This is a genomic window from Pseudomonas sp. ASL7 (assembly GCF_056680375.1).
In genome coordinates, this window is the sequence record NZ_CM155279.1 from 4,409,527 (window position 1) to 4,433,609 (window position 24,083).

At 59.9% G+C, this 24,083-nt stretch carries 25 protein-coding genes and 1 pseudogene; 13 read left to right on the plus strand and 13 right to left on the minus strand.

The features are described from left to right. The 4 genes from trmB to AC1MDT_RS20425 all read right to left on the minus strand — a co-directional run bounded on the left by trmB (position 1) and on the right by AC1MDT_RS20425 (position 2,347). On the minus strand, positions 1–726 hold the full coding sequence (trmB, locus tag AC1MDT_RS20410) for a tRNA (guanosine(46)-N7)-methyltransferase TrmB (protein ID WP_414910415.1): 726 nt from the start codon (positions 724–726) through the stop codon (positions 1–3). 9 nt (positions 727–735) lie between these two features. Further along, a complete protein-coding gene (locus AC1MDT_RS20415; RefSeq protein WP_007897902.1) occupies positions 736–1,530 on the minus strand; it encodes a thiazole synthase in 795 nt (264 codons plus the stop codon). A 63-nt stretch (positions 1,531–1,593) separates the two neighbouring features. Continuing rightward, entirely contained in the window at positions 1,594–1,794 is a 201-nt protein-coding gene (gene thiS / locus AC1MDT_RS20420) for a sulfur carrier protein ThiS (RefSeq protein ID WP_007897898.1), read from the minus strand. Between the two features lie 184 nt (positions 1,795–1,978). Beyond that, on the minus strand, positions 1,979–2,347 hold the full coding sequence (locus AC1MDT_RS20425) for a DUF423 domain-containing protein (RefSeq protein WP_480418688.1): 369 nt from the start codon (positions 2,345–2,347) through the stop codon (positions 1,979–1,981). Between the two features lie 74 nt (positions 2,348–2,421). On the opposite strand from AC1MDT_RS20425, the gene mtgA reads away from it, so the two are divergent. Next, on the plus strand, positions 2,422–3,144 hold the full coding sequence (mtgA, locus tag AC1MDT_RS20430; protein ID WP_480418689.1) for a monofunctional biosynthetic peptidoglycan transglycosylase: 723 nt from the start codon (positions 2,422–2,424) through the stop codon (positions 3,142–3,144). A 199-nt stretch (positions 3,145–3,343) separates the two neighbouring features. Here mtgA and rpoH read toward each other — a convergent pair whose 3' ends face one another. From rpoH to ftsY, 4 genes are all read right to left on the minus strand, one after another. After that, positions 3,344–4,198, minus strand: a complete 855-nt coding sequence (gene rpoH / locus AC1MDT_RS20435) for an RNA polymerase sigma factor RpoH (RefSeq protein WP_007897890.1) — start codon at positions 4,196–4,198, stop codon at positions 3,344–3,346. Positions 4,199–4,311: 113 nt separating this feature from the next. After that, entirely contained in the window at positions 4,312–5,334 is a 1,023-nt protein-coding gene (gene ftsX / locus AC1MDT_RS20440; protein WP_414910419.1) for a permease-like cell division protein FtsX, read from the minus strand. Next, the gene (gene ftsE, locus AC1MDT_RS20445) at positions 5,331–6,002 is read right to left on the minus strand and encodes a cell division ATP-binding protein FtsE (RefSeq protein WP_414910420.1); all 672 of its coding nucleotides are present in this window, start codon (positions 6,000–6,002) and stop codon (positions 5,331–5,333) included. Before ftsE ends, ftsX begins: the two co-directional genes overlap by 4 nt. Further along, positions 5,999–7,564, minus strand: a complete 1,566-nt coding sequence (ftsY, locus tag AC1MDT_RS20450) for a signal recognition particle-docking protein FtsY (RefSeq protein ID WP_480418690.1) — start codon at positions 7,562–7,564, stop codon at positions 5,999–6,001. Before ftsY ends, ftsE begins: the two co-directional genes overlap by 4 nt. Before the next feature lie 344 nt (positions 7,565–7,908). On the opposite strand from ftsY, the gene AC1MDT_RS20455 reads away from it, so the two are divergent. From AC1MDT_RS20455 to AC1MDT_RS20475, 5 genes are read left to right on the plus strand one after another with little or no spacing between them, the layout of a single operon-like run. Then, complete coding sequence (locus tag AC1MDT_RS20455; RefSeq protein WP_480418691.1) at positions 7,909–9,264, plus strand: M16 family metallopeptidase; 1,356 nt, start codon at positions 7,909–7,911, stop codon at positions 9,262–9,264. Continuing rightward, on the plus strand, positions 9,257–10,747 hold the full coding sequence (locus AC1MDT_RS20460) for a M16 family metallopeptidase (protein WP_480418692.1): 1,491 nt from the start codon (positions 9,257–9,259) through the stop codon (positions 10,745–10,747). Before AC1MDT_RS20455 ends, AC1MDT_RS20460 begins: the two co-directional genes overlap by 8 nt. Further along, entirely contained in the window at positions 10,747–11,358 is a 612-nt protein-coding gene (gene rsmD / locus AC1MDT_RS20465; RefSeq protein WP_480418693.1) for a 16S rRNA (guanine(966)-N(2))-methyltransferase RsmD, read from the plus strand. Before AC1MDT_RS20460 ends, rsmD begins: the two co-directional genes overlap by 1 nt. Before the next feature lie 55 nt (positions 11,359–11,413). Beyond that, positions 11,414–12,412, plus strand: a complete 999-nt coding sequence (locus AC1MDT_RS20470; RefSeq protein ID WP_480418694.1) for a hydrolase — start codon at positions 11,414–11,416, stop codon at positions 12,410–12,412. Positions 12,413–12,415: 3 nt separating this feature from the next. Continuing rightward, positions 12,416–13,255 carry an AraC family transcriptional regulator gene (locus AC1MDT_RS20475; RefSeq protein WP_480418695.1) on the plus strand — a complete coding sequence of 280 codons (840 nt, stop codon included), beginning with the start codon at positions 12,416–12,418 and terminating at the stop codon, positions 13,253–13,255. 115 nt (positions 13,256–13,370) lie between these two features. On the opposite strand, the gene AC1MDT_RS20480 is transcribed toward AC1MDT_RS20475, so the two are convergent. Next, on the minus strand, positions 13,371–14,225 hold the full coding sequence (locus tag AC1MDT_RS20480; protein WP_480418696.1) for a sulfurtransferase: 855 nt from the start codon (positions 14,223–14,225) through the stop codon (positions 13,371–13,373). 15 nt (positions 14,226–14,240) lie between these two features. Continuing rightward, positions 14,241–14,930, minus strand: coding sequence for a TetR/AcrR family transcriptional regulator (locus AC1MDT_RS20485; protein WP_480418697.1), 690 nt, complete (start codon positions 14,928–14,930; stop codon positions 14,241–14,243). Between the two features lie 146 nt (positions 14,931–15,076). Between AC1MDT_RS20485 and AC1MDT_RS20490 the strand changes: the two genes are divergently transcribed. The 5 genes from AC1MDT_RS20490 (at position 15,077) to AC1MDT_RS20510 (ending at position 19,869) form a co-directional block, all read left to right on the plus strand. Further along, a complete protein-coding gene (locus tag AC1MDT_RS20490; RefSeq protein ID WP_480418698.1) occupies positions 15,077–16,507 on the plus strand; it encodes a coniferyl aldehyde dehydrogenase in 1,431 nt (476 codons plus the stop codon). A gap of 27 nt (positions 16,508–16,534) precedes the next feature. Next, a complete protein-coding gene (locus AC1MDT_RS20495; protein WP_480418699.1) occupies positions 16,535–17,080 on the plus strand; it encodes a twin-arginine translocation pathway signal protein in 546 nt (181 codons plus the stop codon). Between the two features lie 168 nt (positions 17,081–17,248). After that, complete coding sequence (locus tag AC1MDT_RS20500; RefSeq protein ID WP_480418700.1) at positions 17,249–18,844, plus strand: GMC family oxidoreductase; 1,596 nt, start codon at positions 17,249–17,251, stop codon at positions 18,842–18,844. A 115-nt stretch (positions 18,845–18,959) separates the two neighbouring features. Further along, positions 18,960–19,439 (plus strand): pantetheine-phosphate adenylyltransferase, encoded by a 480-nt coding sequence (gene coaD, locus AC1MDT_RS20505; protein WP_414910432.1) that lies wholly within the window; start codon positions 18,960–18,962, stop codon positions 19,437–19,439. Positions 19,440–19,617: 178 nt separating this feature from the next. Next, complete coding sequence (locus tag AC1MDT_RS20510) at positions 19,618–19,869, plus strand: YfhL family 4Fe-4S dicluster ferredoxin (protein WP_414910433.1); 252 nt, start codon at positions 19,618–19,620, stop codon at positions 19,867–19,869. 142 nt (positions 19,870–20,011) lie between these two features. Here the strand turns inward: AC1MDT_RS20510 and AC1MDT_RS20515 are convergent. From AC1MDT_RS20515 to AC1MDT_RS20525, 3 genes and pseudogenes are all read right to left on the minus strand, one after another. Further along, a pseudogene (locus tag AC1MDT_RS20515) lies at positions 20,012–20,170 on the minus strand (multidrug transporter); the annotation flags it as partial. 14 nt (positions 20,171–20,184) lie between these two features. After that, on the minus strand, positions 20,185–20,997 hold the full coding sequence (gene mutM, locus AC1MDT_RS20520) for a bifunctional DNA-formamidopyrimidine glycosylase/DNA-(apurinic or apyrimidinic site) lyase (RefSeq protein WP_480418701.1): 813 nt from the start codon (positions 20,995–20,997) through the stop codon (positions 20,185–20,187). Between the two features lie 28 nt (positions 20,998–21,025). Continuing rightward, a complete protein-coding gene (locus tag AC1MDT_RS20525) occupies positions 21,026–21,841 on the minus strand; it encodes an HDOD domain-containing protein (protein WP_480422835.1) in 816 nt (271 codons plus the stop codon). A 351-nt stretch (positions 21,842–22,192) separates the two neighbouring features. On the opposite strand from AC1MDT_RS20525, the gene AC1MDT_RS20530 reads away from it, so the two are divergent. Next, positions 22,193–23,389: a class I SAM-dependent rRNA methyltransferase gene (locus AC1MDT_RS20530; RefSeq protein ID WP_201115827.1), complete on the plus strand. Its 1,197-nt coding sequence runs from the start codon at positions 22,193–22,195 to the stop codon at positions 23,387–23,389. Between the two features lie 204 nt (positions 23,390–23,593). Then, positions 23,594–24,052, plus strand: a complete 459-nt coding sequence (locus AC1MDT_RS20535) for an REP-associated tyrosine transposase (protein ID WP_480418702.1) — start codon at positions 23,594–23,596, stop codon at positions 24,050–24,052. The last annotated feature ends 31 nt before the right edge of the window (positions 24,053–24,083 follow it).

The window sequence follows — 24,083 nt, forward strand, 5'->3', positions numbered from 1 at the left end:
TCAGGACTGTTTTTCGAACTTCAAGTCCCAAACGCCATGCCCAAGACGTTCGCCGCGGCGTTCGAACTTGGTGATCGGGCGCTCGGTCGGGCGCGGGACGCATTTGCCGTCTTCGGCCAGGTTGCGATAACCCGGGGCGACGTTCATCACTTCCAGCATGTACTCGGCATACGGTTCCCAGTCGGTGGCCATGTGCAGTACACCGCCGACCTTCAATTTGCTGCGCACCAGCTCAGCGAACGACGCCTGAACGATACGGCGCTTGTGGTGACGGCTCTTGTGCCATGGGTCCGGGAAAAACAGCATCAGACGATCGAGGCTGTTGTCGGCCACGCAACGGTTGAGCACCTCGATAGCGTCGCAATCGTAGACCCGCAGGTTGGTCAGGCCCTGAGTCAGCACGCCATTGAGCAACGCGCCGACACCCGGACGGTGAACCTCAACGCCAATGAAATCCTGTTCCGGCGAGGCCGCAGCCATTTCCAGCAGCGAATGGCCCATGCCGAAGCCGATCTCCAGCGAGCGCGGTGCAGAGCGACCGAACACCTGGTCGAAGTCCACCGGCGCATCGGCCAATGGCAGCACGAACAGCGGCGTGCCCTGCTCCAGACCTTTTTGCTGGCCTTCGGTCATGCGGCCTGCGCGCATCACGAAACTCTTGATGCGGCGGTGTTGGCGCTCGTCGCCTTCTGCAGGCGTCATAGGCGTGTCGTTTGATTCAGTCATCAATGGCTCTTACTTGATCAGACCATCCAGCGGCGAGGAGGCGCTGGCATAGAGTTTTTTCGGCATGCGGCCGGCGAGGTAGGCCAGACGGCCTGCAACGATGGCGTGTTTCATGGCTTCAGCCATCATGATCGGCTGTTGGGCATGGGCGATGGCCGAGTTCATCAGCACCGCTTCGCAACCCAGCTCCATGGCGATGGTGGCATCGGAAGCGGTACCGACACCGGCATCCACCAGCACAGGGATTTTCGCTTCTTCGAGGATGATCTGCAGGTTGTACGGGTTGCAGATCCCCAGGCCCGTGCCGATCAGGCCGGCCAGCGGCATGACCGCGATGCAGCCGATTTCCGCCAGTTGACGGGCAATGATCGGGTCATCACTGGTGTAGACCATTACGTCGAAACCTTCCTTGACCAGCACTTCGGCGGCCTTGAGGGTTTCGATGACGTTGGGGAACAGGGTTTTCTGGTCCGCCAGCACTTCCAGCTTCACCAGGTTGTGGCCGCCGAGCAGCTCACGGGCCAGGCGGCAGGTGCGCACAGCCTCGGTAGCGTCGAAGCAACCGGCGGTGTTAGGCAGGAAGGTGTAGCGATCCGGCGACAGAACTTCGAGCAGGTTCGGTTCGCCCGGGTTCTGGCCGAGGTTGGTGCGGCGCACGGCGAATGTGACGATCTCGGCACCCGAGGCTTCGATGGCCAGGCGGGTTTCTTCCATGTCGCGGTACTTGCCGGTGCCTACCAGCAAACGCGACTGGTAGGTACGACCGGCCAGGACGAAGGGCTTGTCGCTACGAACGATGCTCATGGGAAATCCTCTGTTGGGGTGAGGTTCTTGCAGAATAATTCTGTGCCCGCTCGGCACGGACGGCTAGCCGCCGCCGATGGCGTGTACCACTTCGACCGAATCACCGTCGTTCAGCGTGGTTTCAGCGTGTTGGCTGCGCGGGACGATATCCAGATTGAGTTCAACCGCCACCCGGCGTCCGGTCAATTCCAGACGGGTCAGCAGGGCCGCAACGGTTTCACCGTCGGGCAGTTCAAGGGATTCGCCGTTCAACTGAATGCGCATACCGAATGCCGCCATCATTTTTAGGGGCTGGCATTCTAGCCCGATCAGTCTTGGTGACCCAAGCCATTCGTCATGTCGATCAAGAACCCTGTAGGAGCGAGCTCGCTCGCGATGGACGTCAACGATACCGCGTACTTGCCACTTGAACGCGGTGCCCTGACGTTTTTCGCGAGCGAGCTCGCTCCTACATGCGCCAGGCGGCAAGCCCCAGGCAGAACCAGCCGATCAAGAATGCCAGGCCGCCGAAGGGCGTGATGATCCCGAGCTTGCTGATGCCGGTCATGGTCAACAGGTACAGGCTGCCGGAAAACAGCAGGATGCCAATCGCAAAGGAGGCGCCGGCCCAGGTGATCAAGCGGCCGGGAATCTGCGTGGCCAGCAGCGCTACGCCAAACAATGCCAGGGTGTGTACCAGCTGATAGGTAACGCCAGTGTGGAAAATCGCCAGGTATTCAGGCGTCAGACGGGCTTTCAAGCCGTGAGCGGCGAACGCGCCAAGGGCAACGCCGGTGAAGCCGAAGAAAGCGGCCAGCATCAGAAAGCCACGCAGCATGAAGAACTCCAGTCAGACTCGATCAACAGGGTCTGTATAATGGCCCGCTCAACGGGTTCGGCCAAGCCATCTCTATGCTGCGTTTAATTTTCCGTCGTTTCACGAAGGCCCTGCTCTGGTTCGCGGGCGGCAGTGTATTGCTGGTTCTGATTTTCCGCGTGGTTCCGCCACCGGGGACGGCGCTGATGGTCGAGCGCAAGGTCGAATCCTGGTTCGACGGCGAGCCGATTGACCTGCAACGCACCTGGAAGCCCTGGGATGAAATCTCCGACGACTTGAAAGTCGCGGTGATTGCCGGTGAGGATCAGAAATTCCCGGAGCATTGGGGTTTTGACTTCGGCGCGATTGAGGCCGCATTGGCTCACAACGAGCTGGGTGGATCGATTCGCGGCGCCAGCACGTTGAGCCAGCAAGTCTCGAAAAACCTCTTTCTGTGGTCCGGCCGCAGCTGGTTGCGCAAAGGACTGGAAGCCTGGTTTACCGGGCTGATCGAAGTGTTCTGGCCCAAGCAGCGGATTCTTGAAGTGTATTTGAACAGCGTCGAGTGGGATGACGGGGTGTTTGGCGCGGAAGCGGCGGCTCGGCATCACTTTGGTGTCAGTGCCAAATCGCTGTCCCGACAGCAGGCCAGTTATCTGGCGGCCGTATTGCCTAATCCACGGGTGTGGAGCGCGGGCCATCCGACGTCTTATGTTTCGCGACGTGCCGGCTGGATTCGGCAGCAGATGAGTCAGTTGGGCGGTGACAGTTATCTGGTCGGCCTCAACGATTCACGCCGGGCGCCTTGGGCTCAATAGCCAATCGCCCTAACACTGAAATCCCCTGTGGGAGCGAGCCTGCTCGCGAAAGCGGTTTGACAGCCAACGAAGATGTTGAATGTTATGACGCTTTCGCGAGCAGGCTCGCTCCCACAGAGGCCGGCGCCAGGCGAAAAATGGGTACAAACAAAAAAGCCCCGATCAATGATCGGGGCTTTTTTTATTGCCTGCGCGCCGGTTAAGCGGCGATCGACAATTTGAGCTTGTTCATCGCGCTCTTCTCGAGCTGACGAATACGCTCGGCCGACACGTTGTACTTCTGCGCCAGGTCGTGCAGCGTGGCTTTCTCTTCCGCCAACCAGCGCTGGTAGAGGATGTCACGGCTGCGGTCGTCCAGCACTTCCAGCGCTTCGTGCAGGTTGTGGTTGGAGTTGTCGCTCCAGTCGGCATCTTCCAGTTGACGGGCCGGGTCGTACCGGTGGTCTTCCAGATAGTTGGCCGGCGACTGGAAAGCACTGTCGTCGTCCGCTTCTGCGGCCGGGTCAAAGGCCATGTCATGGCCGGTCAGGCGACTTTCCATCTCCCGCACTTCCCGCGGCTCTACGCCGAGGCTTTCCGCCACACGGTGGACTTCCTCGTTGTTCAGCCACGCCAGACGCTTCTTCTGGCTGCGCAGATTGAAGAACAGCTTGCGCTGGGCCTTGGTGGTCGCGACTTTCACGATGCGCCAGTTGCGCAGGATGAACTCGTGAATTTCCGCCTTGATCCAGTGCACGGCGAACGAAACCAGACGCACACCCATTTCCGGGTTAAAGCGCTTCACGGCTTTCATCAGGCCAACGTTACCTTCCTGGATCAGGTCAGCCTGAGCCAGACCGTAGCCGGAATAGCTACGGGCGATATGTACGACAAAACGCAGGTGGGCGAGCACCATCTGCCGAGCCGCCCCCAAATCCTGCTCATAATAGAGACTCTCGGCCAGTTCACGCTCCTGCTCCGGCGTCAGCAATGGAATGCTGTTCACGGTGTGCACATAGGCCTCCAGGTTCGCACCCGGGACCAGAGCATATGCAGGTTGCAAAGAATTGGTCATACGAAAAAACCTCCGACTTACTTAACTCGTGCAGTTCAGCACTGCGAAAATTGACCGGAAACCGAACGACAAGTTCCCATAAACGCTGAAAGGTCAATACGAGCAAAATGATACTACTTAGGCGCAAGCTCCCTCAGGTGGCGTGCGACTGCAATCCATGCACCGATATACCCTAACAGCACCGCGCCAAGCAAGAGAGACAGACCGTCGGCAACTGGCACGCCGGCCAACGCAAAATTACTGCCGTACAAACCGGCCAGTCCGACCACCGCCTCGTTCAGCCAATTCAGGCCAAACGCCAATACACCCCAGGAAAAAATCCCTGCACCAAAGCCATAAAGCGCGCCCATGTATAGAAAAGGCCTACGCACATAGCTGTCAGTGCCGCCGACGAGTTTAATCACTTCTATCTCTGTGCGGCGGTTTTCAATATGAAGACGAATGGTATTGCCTATCACCAAAAGTAATGCAGAAACCAAAAGCACGGTCAGACCGAAGACAAAACGGTCGCCCAGCTTGAGGATGGCTGCCAGACGCTCGACCCAGACTAGATCAAGTTGCGCCTGCTGTACCTTCGGCAACTCGGAAAGTTTTTGTCGTAATGCTTCAAGCGTAGGCTTGTCGACTTCTTTCGGGGTCACCAGTACCACGCCCGGCAGCGGGTTTTCCGGCAATTCTTTCAGCGCTTCGCCCAGGCCGGACTGCTGCTGAAACTCTTCCAGAGCCTGATCGCGACCGACGTATTCCGCCTCCGCGACACCGGGCATGCCCTTGATCTGCTCACGTAACGACTCGCCTTCAGCAGGGCTGGCCTCGATTTGCAGGTACAGGGAAATCTGCGCCGCACGCTGCCAGGAACCGCCAAGACGCTCGACGTTATTTAGCAAAAGTGACAGGCCCATGGGCAAACTCAGGGCAACGGCCATCACCATGCAGGTGAAAAAGCTCCCGATGGGCTGCTTGCCCAAGCGGCGCAAGCTGTCCACCAGGCTGGCGCGATGGCTTTCGACCCAGGCACGGAACAGCGTGGCGAAGTCCGGACCGTCGTCATCGTCGCGTTTTTTCTTCTGCTGTTGCGGATCGGCAGCTTTGGGGGCTACGCGCTCGGAAACCTTGGGGCTACGTGTGGCACTCATTCGCCAGCCTCCCCGTCGCCGATCAATCGTCCGCGTTGCAGGGTCAGCATGCGATGACGCATGCGGGCGATCAACGCCAGGTCGTGACTGGCGATCAGCACGCTGGTGCCCAGACGGTTGATGTCTTCAAACACACCCATGATCTCGGCGGCCAGGCGCGGGTCGAGGTTACCGGTCGGTTCGTCCGCCAGCAGCAAGGCCGGACGGTGAACGATGGCACGGGCAATGCCGACGCGCTGTTGCTGGCCGGTGGACAGGTCGCCCGGGTACAGATCGGTCTTGTCCGAGAGCGCTACGCGCTCCAGGGCCGAATCCACACGCTTGGCGATCTCGGCTTTGGACAGGCCCAGGATCTGCAAAGGCAATGCGACGTTGTTGAACACCGTGCGATCGAAGAGCAGCTGGTGATTCTGGAACACCACGCCGATCTGCCGGCGCAGGTAGGGAATTTGCGCGCTGCTGATAGTGCCGAGGTCCTGACCGGCCAGCAGCAATTTGCCGGTGGTCGGGCGCTCCATCGCCAGCAGCAGGCGCAACAAGGTGCTTTTACCGGCACCGGAATGGCCGGTGACAAACAAGAATTCGCCCCGACGGACTCGAAAGCTCAGCTCATGCAAGCCGACGTGACCGTTCGGATAGCGTTTACCGACCTGTTCGAAACGAATCATGAACGCTCCCGCTCGGCAAACAGTGCCTGGACAAAGGGTTCTGCTTCAAAAGTACGCAAATCATCGATGCCTTCGCCGACGCCGATGTAGCGAATCGGCAGGCCAAACTGCTTGGCCAGGGCGAAAATCACCCCGCCTTTGGCGGTGCCGTCGAGCTTGGTCAGCGCCAGGCCGGTCAGTGCGACGGTCTGGTTGAATTGTTTGGCCTGATTGATGGCGTTCTGGCCCGTGCCGGCATCGAGCACCAGCAACACTTCGTGCGGCGCGTCGGCGTCGAGTTTGCCAATGACCCGGCGAACCTTCTTCAACTCTTCCATCAAATTGTCTTTGGTGTGCAGACGACCGGCAGTGTCCGCAATCAGGACGTCAATGCCCCGAGCCTTGGCGGCCTGCACGGCATCGAAGATAACCGAAGCGGAGTCGGCGCCGGTGTGCTGAGCGATCACCGGGATCTTGTTGCGCTCACCCCAGACCTGCAACTGCTCGACAGCTGCGGCACGGAAGGTGTCACCGGCGGCGAGCATGACTTTCTTGCCTTCAAGTTGCAGCTTCTTCGCCAGTTTGCCGATGGTCGTGGTCTTGCCGGCACCATTGACGCCGACGACCAGAATCACGAACGGCTTGTTCTGCGAGGTAATCTTCAGCGGTTGCTCGACCGGCTTGAGCATCGCCGCCAGCTCGGCCTGAAGGGATTTGTACAACGCATTGGCATCGGCCAGCTCTTTGCGGGCGACTTTCTGGGTCAGGCGCTGAATGATCACGGACGTCGCTTCAACGCCAACGTCGGCGGTCAGCAGCCGGGTTTCGATGTCTTCGAGCAGCTCGTCATCGATGATCTTCTTGCCCAGGAACAGGCTGGCCATGCCTTCGCCGATGCTGGCGCTGGTCTTGGACAGGCCTTGCTTGAGGCGGGCAAAGAAACCGGCTTTGGTTTCTTCGGTGCGCACAGGCTCGGCCGGGGGTTCGACGGGGGCAATAACTGGTGTTGGTGTTGGTGTTGGTGTTGGTGTTGGTGTTGGTGTTGGTGTTGGTGTTGGTGTTGGTGTTGGTGTTGATGCAGGCGCTTGAGCAACCGCGGCCGCCGGGGCAACAAATGCAGGAGCGGCAACAGATTCTGGAGCAACCGGCGCAGGCTCCGCCACTACGACGGGCGCTACAACCGGTTTAACCACCGGAACCTGAACGGGCTCAGGCACAAACGCAGTCTGCGTTGGAATCGCAGGCGTAATGTGCGGCGCCAGCTCATCTTCGACCAATGCCACAGCCTCTTCCGCCACTGGCAATGTCAACCACGGCGCAGCAACGGGTGTCAGCGGCGCTTGGGCCACGACTTCGGCGACACGATCAGGCGCTGCCTCGGCCATCGGCTGAAGCACCGGCTCGGCGATCGGCAAGGCACTCGGCGCAGGCTCTACTTCTATAACCGGCGCAGGTATTGGCTCAGGCAGTGGTTGTGGCTGTTCGACGACGGGGTCCTGCGGCTTTTTGCGCAGCCATCCGAACAGGCTTTTCTTCTCGCCAGCCGCAGCTGGGGTCTTCTTGTCGTCGTTGGAACCAAACATGGAGGACGGCTATCTCACGGTAGCGACGCGCCAAAAGGCGCCCCGGCAAATAAATATTCGATGCAGAACAGACTGCGATTGACGCCACTTGTTCATGCGCAACATTTTGTCGAGGTGAAATCAGCACCTCAAAGGTCGACTAATACGACGAACTGGAACGGCATCGTCGGCGAAAGCGCAGAGTTTAGCGGACAAACTCAAAGTTTCTGCCGGTAACCCATACAACCTTCCGGCCGATCAAAGGCCTGATAGGCGTGGCCGCCAGTAAAACGGATCAGTATCCTAGCACCCTCTCGCCCGCTGACGCTAAGAACAAGCGGGCAACCCAACAGGTTTAAAAACGAATGAATGCTCTAGCCCGCCGCGCTGCAGGCCTGCTGCTCAGCACAGTTTGTCTGCCACTTTCAGCCTTCGCTGCCGACCCGCAACCCACCCACGAATTCACGCTCGACAACGGCCTGAAGGTCGTCGTACGCGAAGATCATCGTGCGCCGGTGGTGGTTTCCCAGATCTGGTACAAGGTCGGCTCCAGCTACGAGACCCCGGGTCAGACCGGGTTGTCCCATGCCCTGGAACACATGATGTTCAAGGGCAGCGAGAAAGTCGGCCCCGGTGAGGCTTCGCTGATCCTGCGCGATCTTGGCGCCGAAGAGAACGCATTCACCAGTGACGACTTCACCGCGTATTACCAGGTGCTGGCCCGTGACCGTTTGGGCGTGGCCTTCGAGCTGGAAGCTGACCGTATGGCCAGCCTGCGCCTGCCGGCCGACGAGTTCGCCCGCGAGATCGAAGTCATTAAAGAAGAACGTCGCCTGCGCACTGATGACAAGCCGATGTCCAAGGCTTACGAGCGGTTCAAGGCCATGGCTTACCCGGCCAGCGGCTACCACACGCCAACCATCGGCTGGATGGCTGACCTGGACCGCATGAAAATTGAAGACCTGCGTCACTGGTATCAATCCTGGTACGTGCCGAACAACGCCACCCTGGTGGTGGTCGGCGACGTGACGCCGGACGAAGTCAAAACCCTGGCCCAGCGCTATTTTGGCCCGATCGCCAAGCGCGATGTGCCACCGGCGAAAATCCCCCTGGAACTGGCCGAGCCCGGCGAACGGCAGATCACCCTGCATGTTAAAACCCAATTGCCGAGCCTGATGCTGGCCTTCAACGTGCCTGGCGTCGCCACCGCCGAAAACAAACAGTCGGTGAACGCCTTGCGTTTGATTTCGGCCCTGCTCGACGGCGGCTACAGTGCACGCATCCCGACACAACTGGAACGCGGTGAAGAACTGCTCTCCGGCGGTTCGTCGAGCTACGACGCCTACACCCGCGGTGACAGTCTGTTCACGCTGTCGGCAACGCCCAACTCGCAGAAAAACATAACCATCGCCCAGGCGGAAGCTGGCTTGTGGCAGCTGCTCGAACAGCTGAAAACCACCGCGCCGTCCCCCGAAGAACTGGAACGTGTGCGCGCCCAGGTCATCGCCGGCCTGGTCTACGAACGTGATTCGATCACCAGCCAGGCCACCGCCATCGGCCAACTGGAAACCGTCGGCCTTTCCTGGAAGCTGATGGACACCGAACTCGCCGACCTCGAAAGCGTAACCCCGCAAGACATCCAGAACGCCGCCAAGCTGTATTTCACCCGCGAACGTCTCAGCGTCGCCCATGTACTGCCAGAGGAGACGACTCATGAGTGAGCGTAATAAACCGCGCATGGCCCTGATCGGCCTGGTCACCGCCACACTGATCGGGGTCGCTGGCTTTTATCTGATGGGATCCGATGACTCGACGGCCAGCGAGGCCCTCGACAAAGCCAAGTCCAGCCAGAAGCTGCAATCGCTGACAGAACTCGACGGAAAAGCGCCGGGCCATCGCACGCTCGACGTCCAGACCTGGCACACCGCTGAAGGGGCCAAGGTGCTGTTCGTCGAAGCCCGGGAACTGCCGATGTTCGACATGCGCCTGATCTTCGCTGCCGGTAGCAGCCAGGACGGCGATGTACCCGGCCTGGCGCTGCTGACCAACGCCATGCTCAATGAAGGCGTCGCCGGTAAAGACGTCGGCGCTATCGCCCAGGGCTTCGAAGGCCTGGGTGCGGACTTTGGCAATGGTGCTTTTAAAGACATGGCCCTGGCGTCCTTGCGCAGCCTCAGTGCAGCCGACAAGCGCGAACCCGCGTTGAAGCTGTTTTCTGAAGTCGTCGGCAAACCGACCTTCCCGGACGATTCCATTGCCCGCATCAAGAACCAGATGCTCGCCGGCTTCGAGTACCAGAAGCAAAACCCCGGCAAACTGGCGAGTCTGGAGCTGATGGACCGTTTGTACGGCAATCACCCCTATGCGCATTCCAGCGACGGCACGGCGAAGTCCGTTCCAGCCATCACACTGGCTCAACTGAAGGCGTTTCATGAGAAAGCCTACGCCGCCGGCAACGTGGTGATTGCACTGGTGGGCGATCTGTCCCGCGCCGAGGCTCAAGCCATTGCCGCTCAAGTCTCCAGCGCACTGCCAAAAGGCCCTGCGCTGGCGAAAATCCCGCAACCGGAAGAACCCAAGCCCAGCATCGGCCACATCGAGTTCCCGTCCAAGCAGACCAACCTGATGCTCGCTCAACTGGGCATCGACCGCGACGATCCGGACTACGCGGCCTTGTCCATGGGCAACCAGATCCTCGGTGGCGGTGGTTTCGGCACCCGGCTGATGAGCGAAGTGCGCGAGAAGCGCGGGCTGGCTTACGGCGTGTATTCGGGTTTCACTCCGATGCAGGCGCGCGGCCCGTTCATGATCAACTTGCAAACCCGCGCCGAAATGAGCGAAGGCACCTTGAAGCTGGTGCAGGATGTGCTCGCCGACTACCTTAAAACCGGCCCGACCGAAAAAGAACTCACCGACGCCAAGCGTGAACTGGCCGGCAGTTTCCCGCTGTCCACCGCCAGCAATGCCGATATCGTCGGCCAGCTCGGCGCGATGGGGTTCTATGACCTGCCGCTGAGCTATCTGGATGACTTTATGCGTGAGTCCCAGAGCCTCACCGTCGAGCAGGTCAAGACCGCACTGAACAAACACTTGAGCACGGACAAAATGGTCGTCGTCAGCGCTGGCCCGACCGTGCCGCAAAAGCCGTTACCGGCCCCATCTGATAAACCTGCCGAGCAGCCGCTCGGGGTTCCGGAGCATTAATGGCCACTCGTCCTAAAAAACCCGTACACAACGTGCATAACGGCGTAAACCAGCTGCGCATCATTGGCGGTGAATGGGGCAGCCGCAAGCTGAGCTTCCCCGATGCACCGGGCCTGCGCCCGACGCCGGACCGGGTGCGTGAAACCTTGTTCAACTGGCTCGCGCCTTACGTCGCCGGCGCCAAGGTATTCGATCCATTCGCCGGCAGCGGCGCCTTGTTTCTCGAGGCGTTGTCCCGTGGCGCGGCGATGGGGCAGGCGCTGGACGCCAGCAACATCGCGGTGGCAAGCATCAAGGAGCATTTGGGCACCCTGCGCTGCACAACCGGCCAGATCCAGACAGCCGATGCCTTGCGCTACCTGGAAACCCAGGCCGCCACCGAATACGACCTGGTGTTCCTCGACCCGCCGTTCAATCAGAACCTGTTGCCCACCGTTTGCACGCTGCTTGAAGAGCGTCAGTGGCTGGCCAGCGAGGCCTGGATCTACACTGAAAGCGAAAACGCACCGTCGAGCCTTGGGCTGCCAGGCAACTGGCGCCTGCACCGGGAGCAGAAATCCGGGCGGGTGTATTACGCGTTGTGGCAACGTATGGCAGAGATCGCCGGTTAATCGACCGGCCTGAAAAGGTGCGCACAGGTTGCGCACCGCTGCATCGAGAGCAATCGTGCCCTTTCAGTCAGAACGTTTCACCCCGGCCTTCGGCCTAGGCAACCCGCACCTGCAGACCTTGTGGGGACCGCTGTGGCGCAAAACCACGCACATCGAGCGTGAGCGTGAACGCTTGTGGCTCGAGGATGGCGACTTTCTCGATCTGGACTGGCACGGTCCGCACAGCGTCGATGCGCCCTTGGTGCTGGTGTTGCACGGCCTGACCGGATCATCGAATTCGCCTTATGTGGCCGGGGTGCAGAAGGCGCTCGGCGCCCAAGGCTGGGCCAGTGTCGCGCTGAACTGGCGCGGCTGCTCGGGCGAACCCAATCTGCTGCCGCGCAGCTACCACTCCGGCGCCAGCGAAGACCTGGCCGAAGCCATCAAACACCTGCGGGCCAAACGCCCTCTGGCACCGCTGTACGCAGTCGGCTATTCCCTGGGTGGCAATGTCTTGCTCAAACACCTCGGTGAGTCTGGCAGTGAGAGCGGCGTGCTCGGCGCGGTGGCGGTGTCGGTGCCGTTTCGTCTGGACCAGTGTGCCGACCGTATTGGCCAAGGGTTCTCGAAGGTCTATCAGGCGCACTTCATGCGCGAGATGGTGGCCTACATCAAGAACAAGCAGCGGCAGTTTCAGCATGACGGGCACGAGGAGGGTCTGGCCGCCTTGGCTGCACTCGGTTCGTTGGAGAACATGCGTACTTTTTGGGATTTCGACGGCCGGGTCACGGCGCCGCTGAATGGGTTTGTCGATGCAGAGGATTACTATCGCCGCGCATCGAGTCGCTATTTCCTCGGCGAAATTCGCACACCGACCCTGATCATTCAGGCGGCCGACGACCCCTTTGTGTTTGCTCATAGCCTCCCACTGCCGGAAGAATTGTCGCCTTGCACTCAGTTCGAACTGCAAGCGAAGGGTGGGCATGTCGGTTTTGTCGATGGCTCGGTCCGGCAGCCGGGTTACTACCTCGAACGGCGGATCCCGCAATGGCTGGCCACCGCGGGGCGCGAGTAACAGGTGGAAAACGATCAGGGCGAGTCGATCCGTTTCTGGCAAACCGCGCCATTGACCGGGGTCGAGTTATTGTCCGCACGCTACATCGAACACCGCTTCGCGCCCCATGTGCACGACGGCTATGTGATCGGCATGATCATGGCCGGCGCCCAGCGTTATCGATATCGCGGCGCCGAACACCTGGCGGGCAGCGGCACACTGGTGTTGATCAATCCGGACGAACTGCACACCGGGCATAAAGGCACGGAAGACGGTTGGCTGTACCGGGCGTTTTATCCCGACAGTGGGCAGATTCTGTCGTTGCTGGACGAGTTGGAACTGCCGACCCACACCTTGCCGGCGTTTGGCGCGACGCTGTATCGCGACCCTGACCTCGTGGCGGGTTTCTGCCAATTGCATCGATTGCTGGAAAGCCCGTCTTCGGCCCTGCACCAGCAGACGGCCTGGCGGGAAATGATGCTGTCGTTGTTACAGCGTCACGCGGCGATTCCGGACGTCGGCAAACCCGGCAAGGAGCACCGGGCGGTGACCCTGGCCAAGGAATTGCTGCAAACGCAACTGGCTTCGCCACCCTCTCTGGAAGAACTGGCGGCGGCGGTGAACCTGTCGCCCTTCCACTTCGCCCGGGTGTTCCGTCGCGCCACCGGCATGCCACCCCACACCTGGCTGATGCAGCAACGCATCGCTCGGGCACGGGCTTTATTACAAGGTGGTTGCCTGCCTTTGGATGTGGCCACGCAATTGGGTTTTGCCGACCAGAGTCATCTGAATCGGCAATTCAAGCAGGTCTACGGGGTGGGACCGGGGGCGTATCGCAGCGCCCGGCAATCGTTCAGAAAATGAGGATTACTGTAGGAGCGAGCTTGCTCGCGATGGAGTGTCAGGCAAAGTTGATTCGACTGACACACCATCGCGAGCAATCGAGCGTCGACCGGCTGCTCCTACAGGGGATTTGCGGTTATTCGCCAGTGGCGACGCCGCGCGCGGGATCGTTGATCCACTCGCTCCACGAGCCGGCATACAACGAACCCAACGGATAACCGGCCAGGCACAACGCGAACAAGTTGTGGCAAGCCGTTACGCCTGAGCCGCAGTACGCCACCAGATCATCCGGCGAGCGATGACCCAGCTTCGCGGCAAACCGCTGCTTGAGCTGATCGGCCGGCAGGAAACGCCCATCGCCGCCCAGGTTCTCGTTGAACGCCGCACATTGCGCGCCGGGGATGTGCCCGGCAATTGGGTCGATCGGTTCTACTTCGCCCTTGAAGCGCGGCAAGGCACGGGCATCGAGCAAGGTCAGCGCAGGTTGGCCGAGGCGCTGCTGAAGTTGTTCGGCGCTCAAGACCAACGCGTGGTCCGGCGTCCCGGTGAACGTGCCGCGCTCGATGTGCGGCGCATCAAGACTCAACGGCAAACCGGCTGCGTGCCAGGCCTTGAGCCCACCATCGAGGATGAACACACCCTCGCGCTTGCCCAGCCAGGCCAGCAGCCACCAGGCCCGCGCCGCGTAGGCACCAGGACCGTCGTCGTACAAAACGACTTCGCTGTCGGCGTTGATGCCCCAGGCTTGCAGGCGCTCGATCAAGTCTTGTGCTTTCGGCAACGGATGACGCCCGGTCACACCCTTGACCACTGCCCCGCTTAAATCACGTTCAAGATCGGCAAAGCTCGAGCCGGCGATATGCCCTTCGGCATAGCTGCGCTGACCGTAATCCGGGTCTTCAAGGGCAAACCGACAATCCAGAATCACCAGCCCCGGCTGCTCCTTTTTCAGGTCCAACGCTGACGGGCTGATCAATTGCGCAATGGGCATAACGGGCTCCTGTGATTAAGGCAGTTTTGACTCGTGATGTACGTCTTCCAGCGTCTGGGCCAGCGGTACGTAAAACTCCTCGTACAGCGCATTCACTGCATCGCGGGCCTGATCGGTGACGAACCCGGCCTCAAGCACCAACACCTGATACACCCCACGTTTAATCGCCTGCTCGCTCAGGTGATTGGAGTTTTCCCGTGTGGTGCACAGAAAACGCACCCAGGAGGTGAGGATGATCCAGGCGTTGAGCGTCAGGGATTCGATCTGCACCTTGTCCATGCTCAGGATGCCAGCTTCAACGAAGCCGGCGTAGATGTGCGTGCCATGGATCAGGCAACGCTGGGAAAAGCGCCGATAACGGGCCGCCAGGTCCGGATCACTGTCGAGCAAATGCTCAAGATCGCGATGCAAAAACCGGTAGCGCCACATCGCCGCCAGCAATTCCTGGAGGTAGAAGCGCTTGTCTTCCACCGTGGCTGCCCGGCCCTGCGGTGGGCGCAGAAAGCTGTCCACCAGGCTTTCATACTCACTGAACAGCACGGCGATAATCGCCTGCTTGTTGGGGAAGTGGTAGTACAAGTTGCCCGGCGAAATGTCCATATGGGCAGCAATGTGGTTGGTGCTGATGCTGCGTTCACCCTGCTGATTGAACAGCTCCAGGCTGTTCTGCACGATGCGCTCGCTGGTTTTGATCCGAGGGGCCATGGCTTGGGCTTTAATTCAGAGTGCGTTGACGGGCATCTTACGACCTATCCGCGAGTGGATAAAACAAAGTGATACCAAGATGGCATTTGACTTTCTAGAGCATAGACTCTAAAAAGTTCCTCAGTACAATAAATCCGGAGCTGACCATGACCGCTGAAATTGCCTACCTGCAGACTCTCCAGCAGCCATTGGAAGAGCTCCAAAAACTGTTCGATGCCCAGCGCGCAGCGTATGCCGCCAACCCGATGCCGCCAGCGGCTCAGCGCCAGCAATGGCTCAAGGCGTTGCGGACGCTGCTGAACGATGAACGCCAGGCCTTGATCGACGCGATCAGCCAGGACTTCAGCCACCGCAGCGCCGATGAAACCCTGCTCGCCGAACTCATGCCGAGCCTGCACGGCATTCATTACGCCAGCCAGCACCTCAAAGGCTGGATGAAAGCTTCGCGGCGCAAAGTGGGCGTTGCCTTCCAGCCGGCTTCGGCCAAAGTGATTTACCAACCGCTGGGCGTGGTCGGCGTCATCGTGCCGTGGAACTACCCGCTGTACCTGGCCATCGGGCCATTGGTGGGCGCATTGTCGGCGGGCAATCGGGTGATGCTGAAACTCAGCGAATCGACGCCCTCCACCGGTTTGCTGCTTAAGGAACTACTGGCCCGGATCTTCCCCGAAGACCTTGTCTGTGTGGTGTTGGGCGAAGCCGATATCGGCGTCGCGTTCTCCAGACTGCGTTTTGATCACCTGCTGTTCACCGGCGCCACCAGCATCGGTAAACATGTGATGCGCGCGGCGGCCGAGAACCTGACGCCGGTGACCCTCGAGTTGGGCGGCAAGTCTCCGGCCATTGTCTCTCGCGATGTGCCACTCAAGGACGCCGCCGAACGCATCGCCTTCGGCAAGACGCTCAATGCCGGGCAAACCTGCGTCGCCCCGGACTACGTGCTGGTGCCGGAAGACCGCGTCGGCGCTTTCGTCGAGGCCTATCGTCAGGCGGTTCGCGGGTTTTATCCGACGCTGGCTGATAACCCGGACTACACCGCGATCATCAACGACCGACAATTGGCTCGGTTAAATGGCTACATCAGCGACGCTACCAGCAAGGGCGCGCTGCTGATTCCGTTGTTCGAGCAAGGCCAGGGCCGACGCATGGGCCACAGCGTGCTGCTCAACGTCAGCGACGACATGACAGTGATGCAGGACGAAATCTTCGGGCCGCTGCTGCCGATTGTTCCGTACACGGGGCTCGATGAAGCATTTGCCTACATCAACCAACGACCTCGTCCGCTGGCGCTGTACTACTTTGGCTACGACAAGCGCGAACAAAACCGTGTCCTCCACGAAACCCATTCCGGTGGTGTGTGCCTGAACGACACCTTGCTGCACGTTGCCCAGGACGACATGCCGTTCGGCGGCATCGGGGCCTCGGGCATGGGCCATTACCACGGCCACGAGGGCTTTTTGACCTTCAGCAAGGCCAAGGGTGTGCTGATCAAACAACGCTTCAACGCGGCGAAACTGATCTACCCACCGTACGGCAAATCCATTCAGAAACTGATCCAGAAGCTGTTTATCCGCTAACGATCCCCCCTTCGGGTAATAACAATAATGAGCCCAAGCCTGTCCGATACACCCGCGCTGTCACGGCGCGGCCTGCTTAAATTCAGCCTCGGCGCGAGTGCTTTTCTGGCCACGGCCGGAGTGGGTGCGAGCCTCAGCGGTTGCTCCTCGAGCACCCCGGCCAATGGCTTCGCGATTCTGCGCAGCGGCGATCTCCTGTTTTTGCGGGCGCTGATCCCGGTGATGCTCGACGGCGCCGTGGCTGTGGAAAAAATGCCGGCGTCGGTCGACCAGACCTTGCACTGCCTGGATAACGGCCTGAATCACCTGTCGCCGGAAATGCTCAAGCTGACCCAACAATTGTTCGACGTGCTGGGAATGGCCGTGACCCGCGGCCCCCTGACGGGGATCTGGGGCAGCTGGGAAAACGCCAGCGGTGATGAGATTCGGCACTTTCTCGATCGCTGGGAAAACAGTTCATTGAGCCTGCTGCGCATGGGGCATAGCTCGTTGCAGCAGTTGGTGATGATGGCGTGGTACAGCCGCTCGGAATCGTGGGCACATTGCGGGTATCCCGGACCGCCTACGGTTTGAAACCGCTCCCCCTGTAGGAGCGAGCTTGCTCGCGAAGAACCTGAGGGCGGCGCGTTTATCCAGAAAGCACGCGTCATCGTTAACGTCCATCGCGAGCAAGCTCGCTCCTACAGGGGTAGCGTTCCGACGAAGGCGCCACCGAACCCAAAATAACAAGAGAACCTGAAAATGCCCGTACCCGATCCGTTTCGCGAAGGCATGGCCCGCGGCTGGAAAACCTACAACGGGTCGCAATTGACCCAGGACCTGACTCTCGAAGCGGACGTGGCAATCATCGGCAGCGGTGCCGGCGGCGGGACCACCGCCGAAATCCTCAGCACCGCCGGCTACAAGGTGTTGCTGATCGAAGAAGGCCCGCTCAAGACCAGCAGCGACTTCAAGATGCTCGAAGACCAGGCCTACACCAGCCTCTATCAGGAAGGCATCGGCCGTATGAGCAAGGACGGCGCGATCACCATTCTTCAGGGCCGGGCAGTGGGCGGCACCACGCTGATCAACTGGACGTCGAGCTTTCGCACCCCGGAACCGACCCTGGAACACTGGGCCAAGGAGCACAACGTCAAAGGGCACAGCCCGGCCGAGATGGCGCCGTGGTTTGAGAAAATGGAACAACGCCTGGGCGTCGCACCGTGGAGGGTGCCGGCCAACGCCAACAACGATGTGATCCGCAAAGGTTGCGAGCAGCTCGGCTACGCCTGGCATGTGATCCCGCGTAACGTGCGTGGCTGCTGGAACCTGGGCTATTGCGGCATGGGCTGTCCGACCAATGCCAAGCAATCGATGATGGTCACGACCATTCCGGCGACGCTGGAAAAAGGCGGCGAGCTGCTTTACCTGGCCCGCGCCGAAAAACTCTCGATCAAGAACGGCGAGGTCACGGGCCTGCAATGTGTCGCGATGGACGATCGCTGTGTCGCGCCCACGGGCAAGACCATCACGGTCAAGGCGCGGCATTACGTGCTGGCCGGCGGCGGGATCAACAGCCCGGCGCTGCTGTTGCGTTCCGAGGCGCCGGACCCGCACAAACGGCTGGGCAAACGCACCTTCCTGCATCTGGTCAACATGTCCGCCGGGCTGTTCGACGAGGTAATCAACCCGTTTTACGGGGCGCCGCAGTCGATCTATTCCGACCATTTCCAATGGCTGGACGGCACCACCGGCAAAATGTCCTACAAACTTGAAGTGCCACCGCTGCAACCCGCATTGGCCGCGACGCTGCTGGGTGGTTTCGGCAAGGAAAATGCGCAGCACATGGAGAACCTGCCGCACACCCACGCGATGCTGGCCTTGTTGCGGGACGGATTTCACCCGGAGAGCCCCGGCGGCAGCGTTGAGTTGCGCGGTGACAACACGCCAGTGCTCGACTATCAGGTTTCACCCTATGCCTGGGACGGTTTGCGCCGCGCGTTCCACAGCATGGCCGAAATCCAGTTCGCCGGGGGCGCCAACGCGGTGATGCCGATGCACGCCGACGCGCGGTATGTGAAAACCCTCGCCGAAGCACGCACCTTGATTGATGGCCTGAGCCTTGAGCTGTACCGCACACGCCTGGGGAGTGCCCATGTGATGGGCGGTTGTGCGATGGGCGAAGACCCGAAAAACGCCGTGACCGATAGCCTTGGCCGCCATCACCAACTCAGCAATCTGTCGATCCACGACGGCTCGCTGTTCCCCACCAGCATTGGCGCAAACCCTCAATTGTCGGTCTACGGGCTGACCGCACAACTGGCGACCGCCCTGGCTGAACGTTTGAAAAACTCATGAAAAGGGTGAATATTCGTATCGTCTATAGTGCTTTCTTACCCAACAGGCGACTTGGCCGACCGGGAAGGCTGCGATACCATCCGACTCCCCAACGGACTCCCGCCAGGACGACGCGATGAACCGAGTGTTGTACCCAGGTACCTTCGACCCTATTACCAAGGGCCATGGCGATCTGGTCGAACGCGCCTCGCGCCTGTTCGATCATGTGATTATCGCCGTCGCTGCCAGCCCGAAGAAAAACCCGTTGTTTCCCCTGGAACAGCGTGTGGAGCTGGCCCGCGAGGTCACTAAACATCTGCCGAACGTTGAAGTCGTCGGCTTCTCGACGCTGTTGGCGCACTTCGCCAAAGAGAAGAACGCCAACGTGTTCTTGCGTGGATTGCGCGCGGTGTCGGATTTCGAATACGAGTTCCAGCTCGCCAACATGAACCGCCAGCTGGCGCCGGATGTAGAAAGTCTGTTTCTTACACCGTCCGAACGTTATTCGTACATTTCCTCGACGCTGGTCCGTGAAATCGCAGCTTTGGGCGGCGATATCACCAAATTCGTCCACCCAGTGGTGGCGGACGCCCTCACCGAACGCTTCAAGAAGTAATGTAGGACTGTAGGAGCGAGCTTGCTCGCGATGGACGTTAACGGTGACGAGGGCTGCCTGGATGAACGCGGGCGCCCTCCCGTCCATCGCCAGCAAGCTGGCTCCTACAGCGCCAATGCGGCACAATTGCCTGCATTGGTTTATTGCGCCCGGGCCCGCGGCCCTGGCTGGAGTTAGCATGTCCCTGATCATCACCGACGATTGCATCAATTGCGACGTCTGCGAACCCGAATGCCCGAACGCCGCCATTTCACAAGGCGAAGAGATCTACGTGATCGATCCGAACCTGTGCACACAGTGCGTCGGCCACTACGACGAACCTCAGTGTCAGCAGGTGTGCCCGGTGGATTGCATTCCACTGGACGAAGCGCATCCGGAGACGAAAGAAGAGTTGATGGCGAAGTATCTGGTTATTACCGGTAAGGCTTGAGTATTCAGGCGTCTGTACTGACGCCATCGCGAGCAAGCTCGCTCCCACAGGGGATTTGCGTTGTGACATGCACCGAAAATCTACTGTGGGAGCGAGCTTGCTCGCGAAAGGGCCATCAGCCACACCGACGCTCTGACTGACTTCACTCCCGCTGCTCAAACCCCTCCCCGATACACCCCAGACACCTCACGAACGCTGCTTTCGCCGGGTCGACCAACCAACGCCTGCCCGCATCGCCCACGCCACCACCCAGCGCGGTGAACGGCAACGACACCACAAACACCCCCGCACCGATCACCGTAAACCGTAGGCGTTTCAGCTCTGACAGCGTGGGCAAAAAACGCTGGCGCGCTGCCCGAGTTTCACTTCTCGCAACTCAGTGCCGCAGACCTTGCACGGGTTACCGCCACGGCCGTACACGAACAGCTCCTGCTGGAAGTACCCTGGCTGACCATCGCCACCGATAAAGTCCCGCAATGTGGTGCCGCCTCGTTCAATGGCGGCAGCCAGGATTCGCTTGATTTCGATCGCCAGCTTCAGGTAACGCGCCCGGGAAATGCTCTTGGCTTCACGGCGCGGGTCGATTCCGGCGGCAAACAGGGCTTCAGTCGCGTAGATATTGCCGACGCCAACCACGACTGCGTTGTCCATGATGAACGGCTTGACCGCCATGGAGCGTGCACGGGACTGTTGGAACAGACGCTCACCGTCGAACAGGTCGGTCAGCGGCTCTGGTCCCAACCGAATCAGCAATTCGTGATTGAGCGGATCGAGGCTCCAGAGCATCGCACCAAACCGTCGCGGGTCGGTATAGCGCAGGGCCAGGCCGGATTCCAGCTCGATATCCACGTGTTCATGCTTGGCTACCGGCGTGCCGATTTCCACCAGACGCAAATTCCCCGACATGCCCAAGTGGCTGATCAACGTGCCGACTTCGGCGTTAATCAACAGGTACTTCGCACGCCGTTCCACCAACACGATGCGCTGGCCGGACAGCCGCACGTCCAGGTCTTCAGGAATCGGCCAACGCAAACGGCGCTCACGCACGATCACCCGGCTGACACGCTGGCCTTCCAGGTGCGGCGCAATTCCCCTGCGGGTGGTTTCGACTTCTGGCAGTTCAGGCATGGAGATCTCGAATCAGGCTATTCGACGCTTAGCGGTGAGTGCCGAGGTCGCGAATCGTTTGTTTGAGGGTTTCGAAGTCGTAGTCCGAGAGACCGAGGTAATCGAGCACCAAATGCCCGATGCTGTTCCACTCATGGTCTTCGTTCTGGTTGCCCAGCACCCGGTAGGACGCGCAAATGTGCTCGGCCATTTTCAGGATCGCCAGCAGGTTTTTCAGCTGGCAGTTGCGCGACGACTCATCACTGAAGATTGCCAGCGCGTTGTGATGATTGGCGATCGCGCTGCTCACGTGCTCGGGCAGGCGCCAGGATTTGGCCGTGTAGTAACCGACCACTGCGTGGTTGGTATTGAACACCCTATTCTCCGTATCGACCACCCGGCATTCGGCACTGGCGTTGGCGTAGGCCTCTTCCAGAACGGTCATGTAGTTGGGGAAACGCTGGAGCATCAGCGGCACGCCGCAATCATGGAACAGGCCCAGCGCGTAGGCTTCGTCGCTAGCCTCGGCGCCGATGCGCTTGGCCAGGGTCAGGCACGTCATCGCTACGTCTTGAGCGGTGTCCCAGAAACGGTTCAAGGTAACGATGGTGTCGTCATTCATCTCGCCCTTGATCGACTGCGCGTTGATCAGGTTGATGATCGAGCGGCTGCCCAGCAGATTCACCGCGCGCTGGATCGAGGCGATCTTGTTGCTCAAGCCGTAATACGGCGAGTTGACGATTTTCAACAACGAGCCAGAGAGCCCCGGGTCCTGGGCGATCAGCTTGGCGATCACTTCCAGATCCGGATCCGGCATGTACTGCTCCATCTGCAAATCCACCATGATCTGCGGCTGCGCTGGCACGCTAATGCCTTGCAGGGACTGTTGGATCTGTTCGGGAGTCAGCTCTTGGGACATAAATACACACTCTGGGTCAGGCGGCGATTCTAACCTTTATAAAGTTGGATCCGACACACCGATGGGCATATCGCAGGATCTTTCATTTAAACCCAGGCTTCGGATAACGTCCGAAATCGCTTCGCGAGCAGGCTCGCTCCCACAGTGGATCTTTAGTGAACACATAGTTTGTGTACGGCGCAAATCAAGTGTGGGAGCGAGCCTGCTCGCGAAGGCGTCATCAGCGTTTCATCGCCCGCCCAGCCCGTCGCAACCCTCAACACGCTATACTCCCGCTCTTTTTTCCGGAGCGACGTCATGTCCCTGCCTAGCCTGCGCCTTAAAGCCAACGCCGACCGTCGCCTGCGAAACGGCCACTTGTGGGTCTATAGCAACGAAATCGATGTAGCGGCGACCCCTTTGCACGGCTTCAAAGCCGGCGATCAGGCGATCCTCGAAGCTGCCGGCGGCAAGCCGCTGGGCATCGTTGCCATGAGCCCGAACAACCTGATCTGCGCCCGCCTGCTGTCGCGCGACATCAAGTTGCCGCTGGACAAGTCGCTGCTGGTGCATCGCCTGAACGTCGCCCTGTCCTTGCGTGACCGCCTGTTCGACAAGCCGTTTTATCGCCTGGTTTACGGCGACTCCGACCTGTTGCCAGGTCTGGTGGTCGACCGTTTCGGCGACATCCTGGTGGTGCAGATCGCCTCGGCGACCATGGAAGCGCATAAAGAAGACGTGATCGCCGCGCTGACCCAAGTGCTCAAGCCAAGCGGCATTCTGTTCAAGAACGACTCTGCTGCCCGTGACGCCGAAGGCCTCAACCGCTACGTCGAAACCGTGTTCGGCCTGGTGCCGGAGTGGGTCGCACTGGAAGAGAACGGCGTGAAATTCGAAGCACCGGTCATTCAGGGTCAAAAAACCGGCTGGTTCTACGACCACCGCATGAACCGCGCACGCCTGGCCCCTTACGCCAAAGGCAAACGCGTACTGGACCTGTACAGCTACATTGGCGGCTGGGGCGTGCAAGCGGCCGCGTTTGGCGCCAGTGAAGTGTTCTGCGTCGACGCATCGGCCTTCGCCCTCGACGGCGTCGAGCGCAACGCCGCGCTGAACGGTTTCGCCGACAAGATGACCTGCATCGAAGGCGACGTGTTCGAAGCCCTGAAAGAGCTGAAAGCCAGCGAAGAACGCTTCGACGTGATCGTGGCCGACCCGCCGGCGTTCATCAAACGCAAGAAAGACATGAAAAACGGTGAAGGCGCCTACCGTCGCCTGAACGAGCAAGCCATGCGCCTGCTCAGCAAGGACGGCATCCTGGTCAGCGCCTCGTGCTCGATGCACCTGCCGGAAGACGACCTGCAGAACATCCTGCTGACCAGCGCCCGTCACCTGGACCGCAACATCCAGATGCTGGAACGTGGCGGCCAGGGGCCGGATCACCCCGTTCACCCAGCGATTGCAGAAACCCGCTACATCAAAAGCATCACCTGCCGGTTGCTGCCGAATAGCTAACGACAACAACCACTGTAGGAGCGAGCTTGCTCGCGAAGAACGAACAGCCACTGCGCAAAACCAGACACACCGCGTAATCGTTGACGTTTTTCGCGAGCAAGCTCGCTCCTACAAATGCAAGACACATCCTGACCCACTGTCGCAGCGACAACCGCCCGTCCCGCACCTACCGTTTCTCTTCACATCTCAGAAGAGGACAACGGAATGTCCAGCACACCAAAAGCCTATCGTTTACGTACCGGCCGTCACTCGGAGCCTGGTCGCATCTATCTGCTGACCGCAGTCACCCATGAACGACAAGTGATTTTCAAGGACTGGCGCATCGGTCGTTTGGTGGTGCACGAGTTCAGAAGAGCCGAGGAAGCCGGCAACGCCACCTCAATTGCCTGGGTGGTTATGCCCGATCACATTCACTGGCTGGTTGAGCTGCATAACGGCGATTTACCGAAACTGATGCAAGTCACCAAATCCCGCGGTGCTCGACTCATCAATCAGGCACGAGGCTTTTCAGCTCCCGTATGGCAAAAGGGCTACTTCGACCGGTCCCTGCGTCGCGACGAAGATATGAAAGCGATGGCACGCTACATCATTGCCAATCCATTGCGAGCAGGGTTAGTCGCACGTATCGGTGACTATCCGCTGTGGGATGCAATGTGGCTCTAAAACGCAACTCATTGTAGGAGCGAGCTTGCTC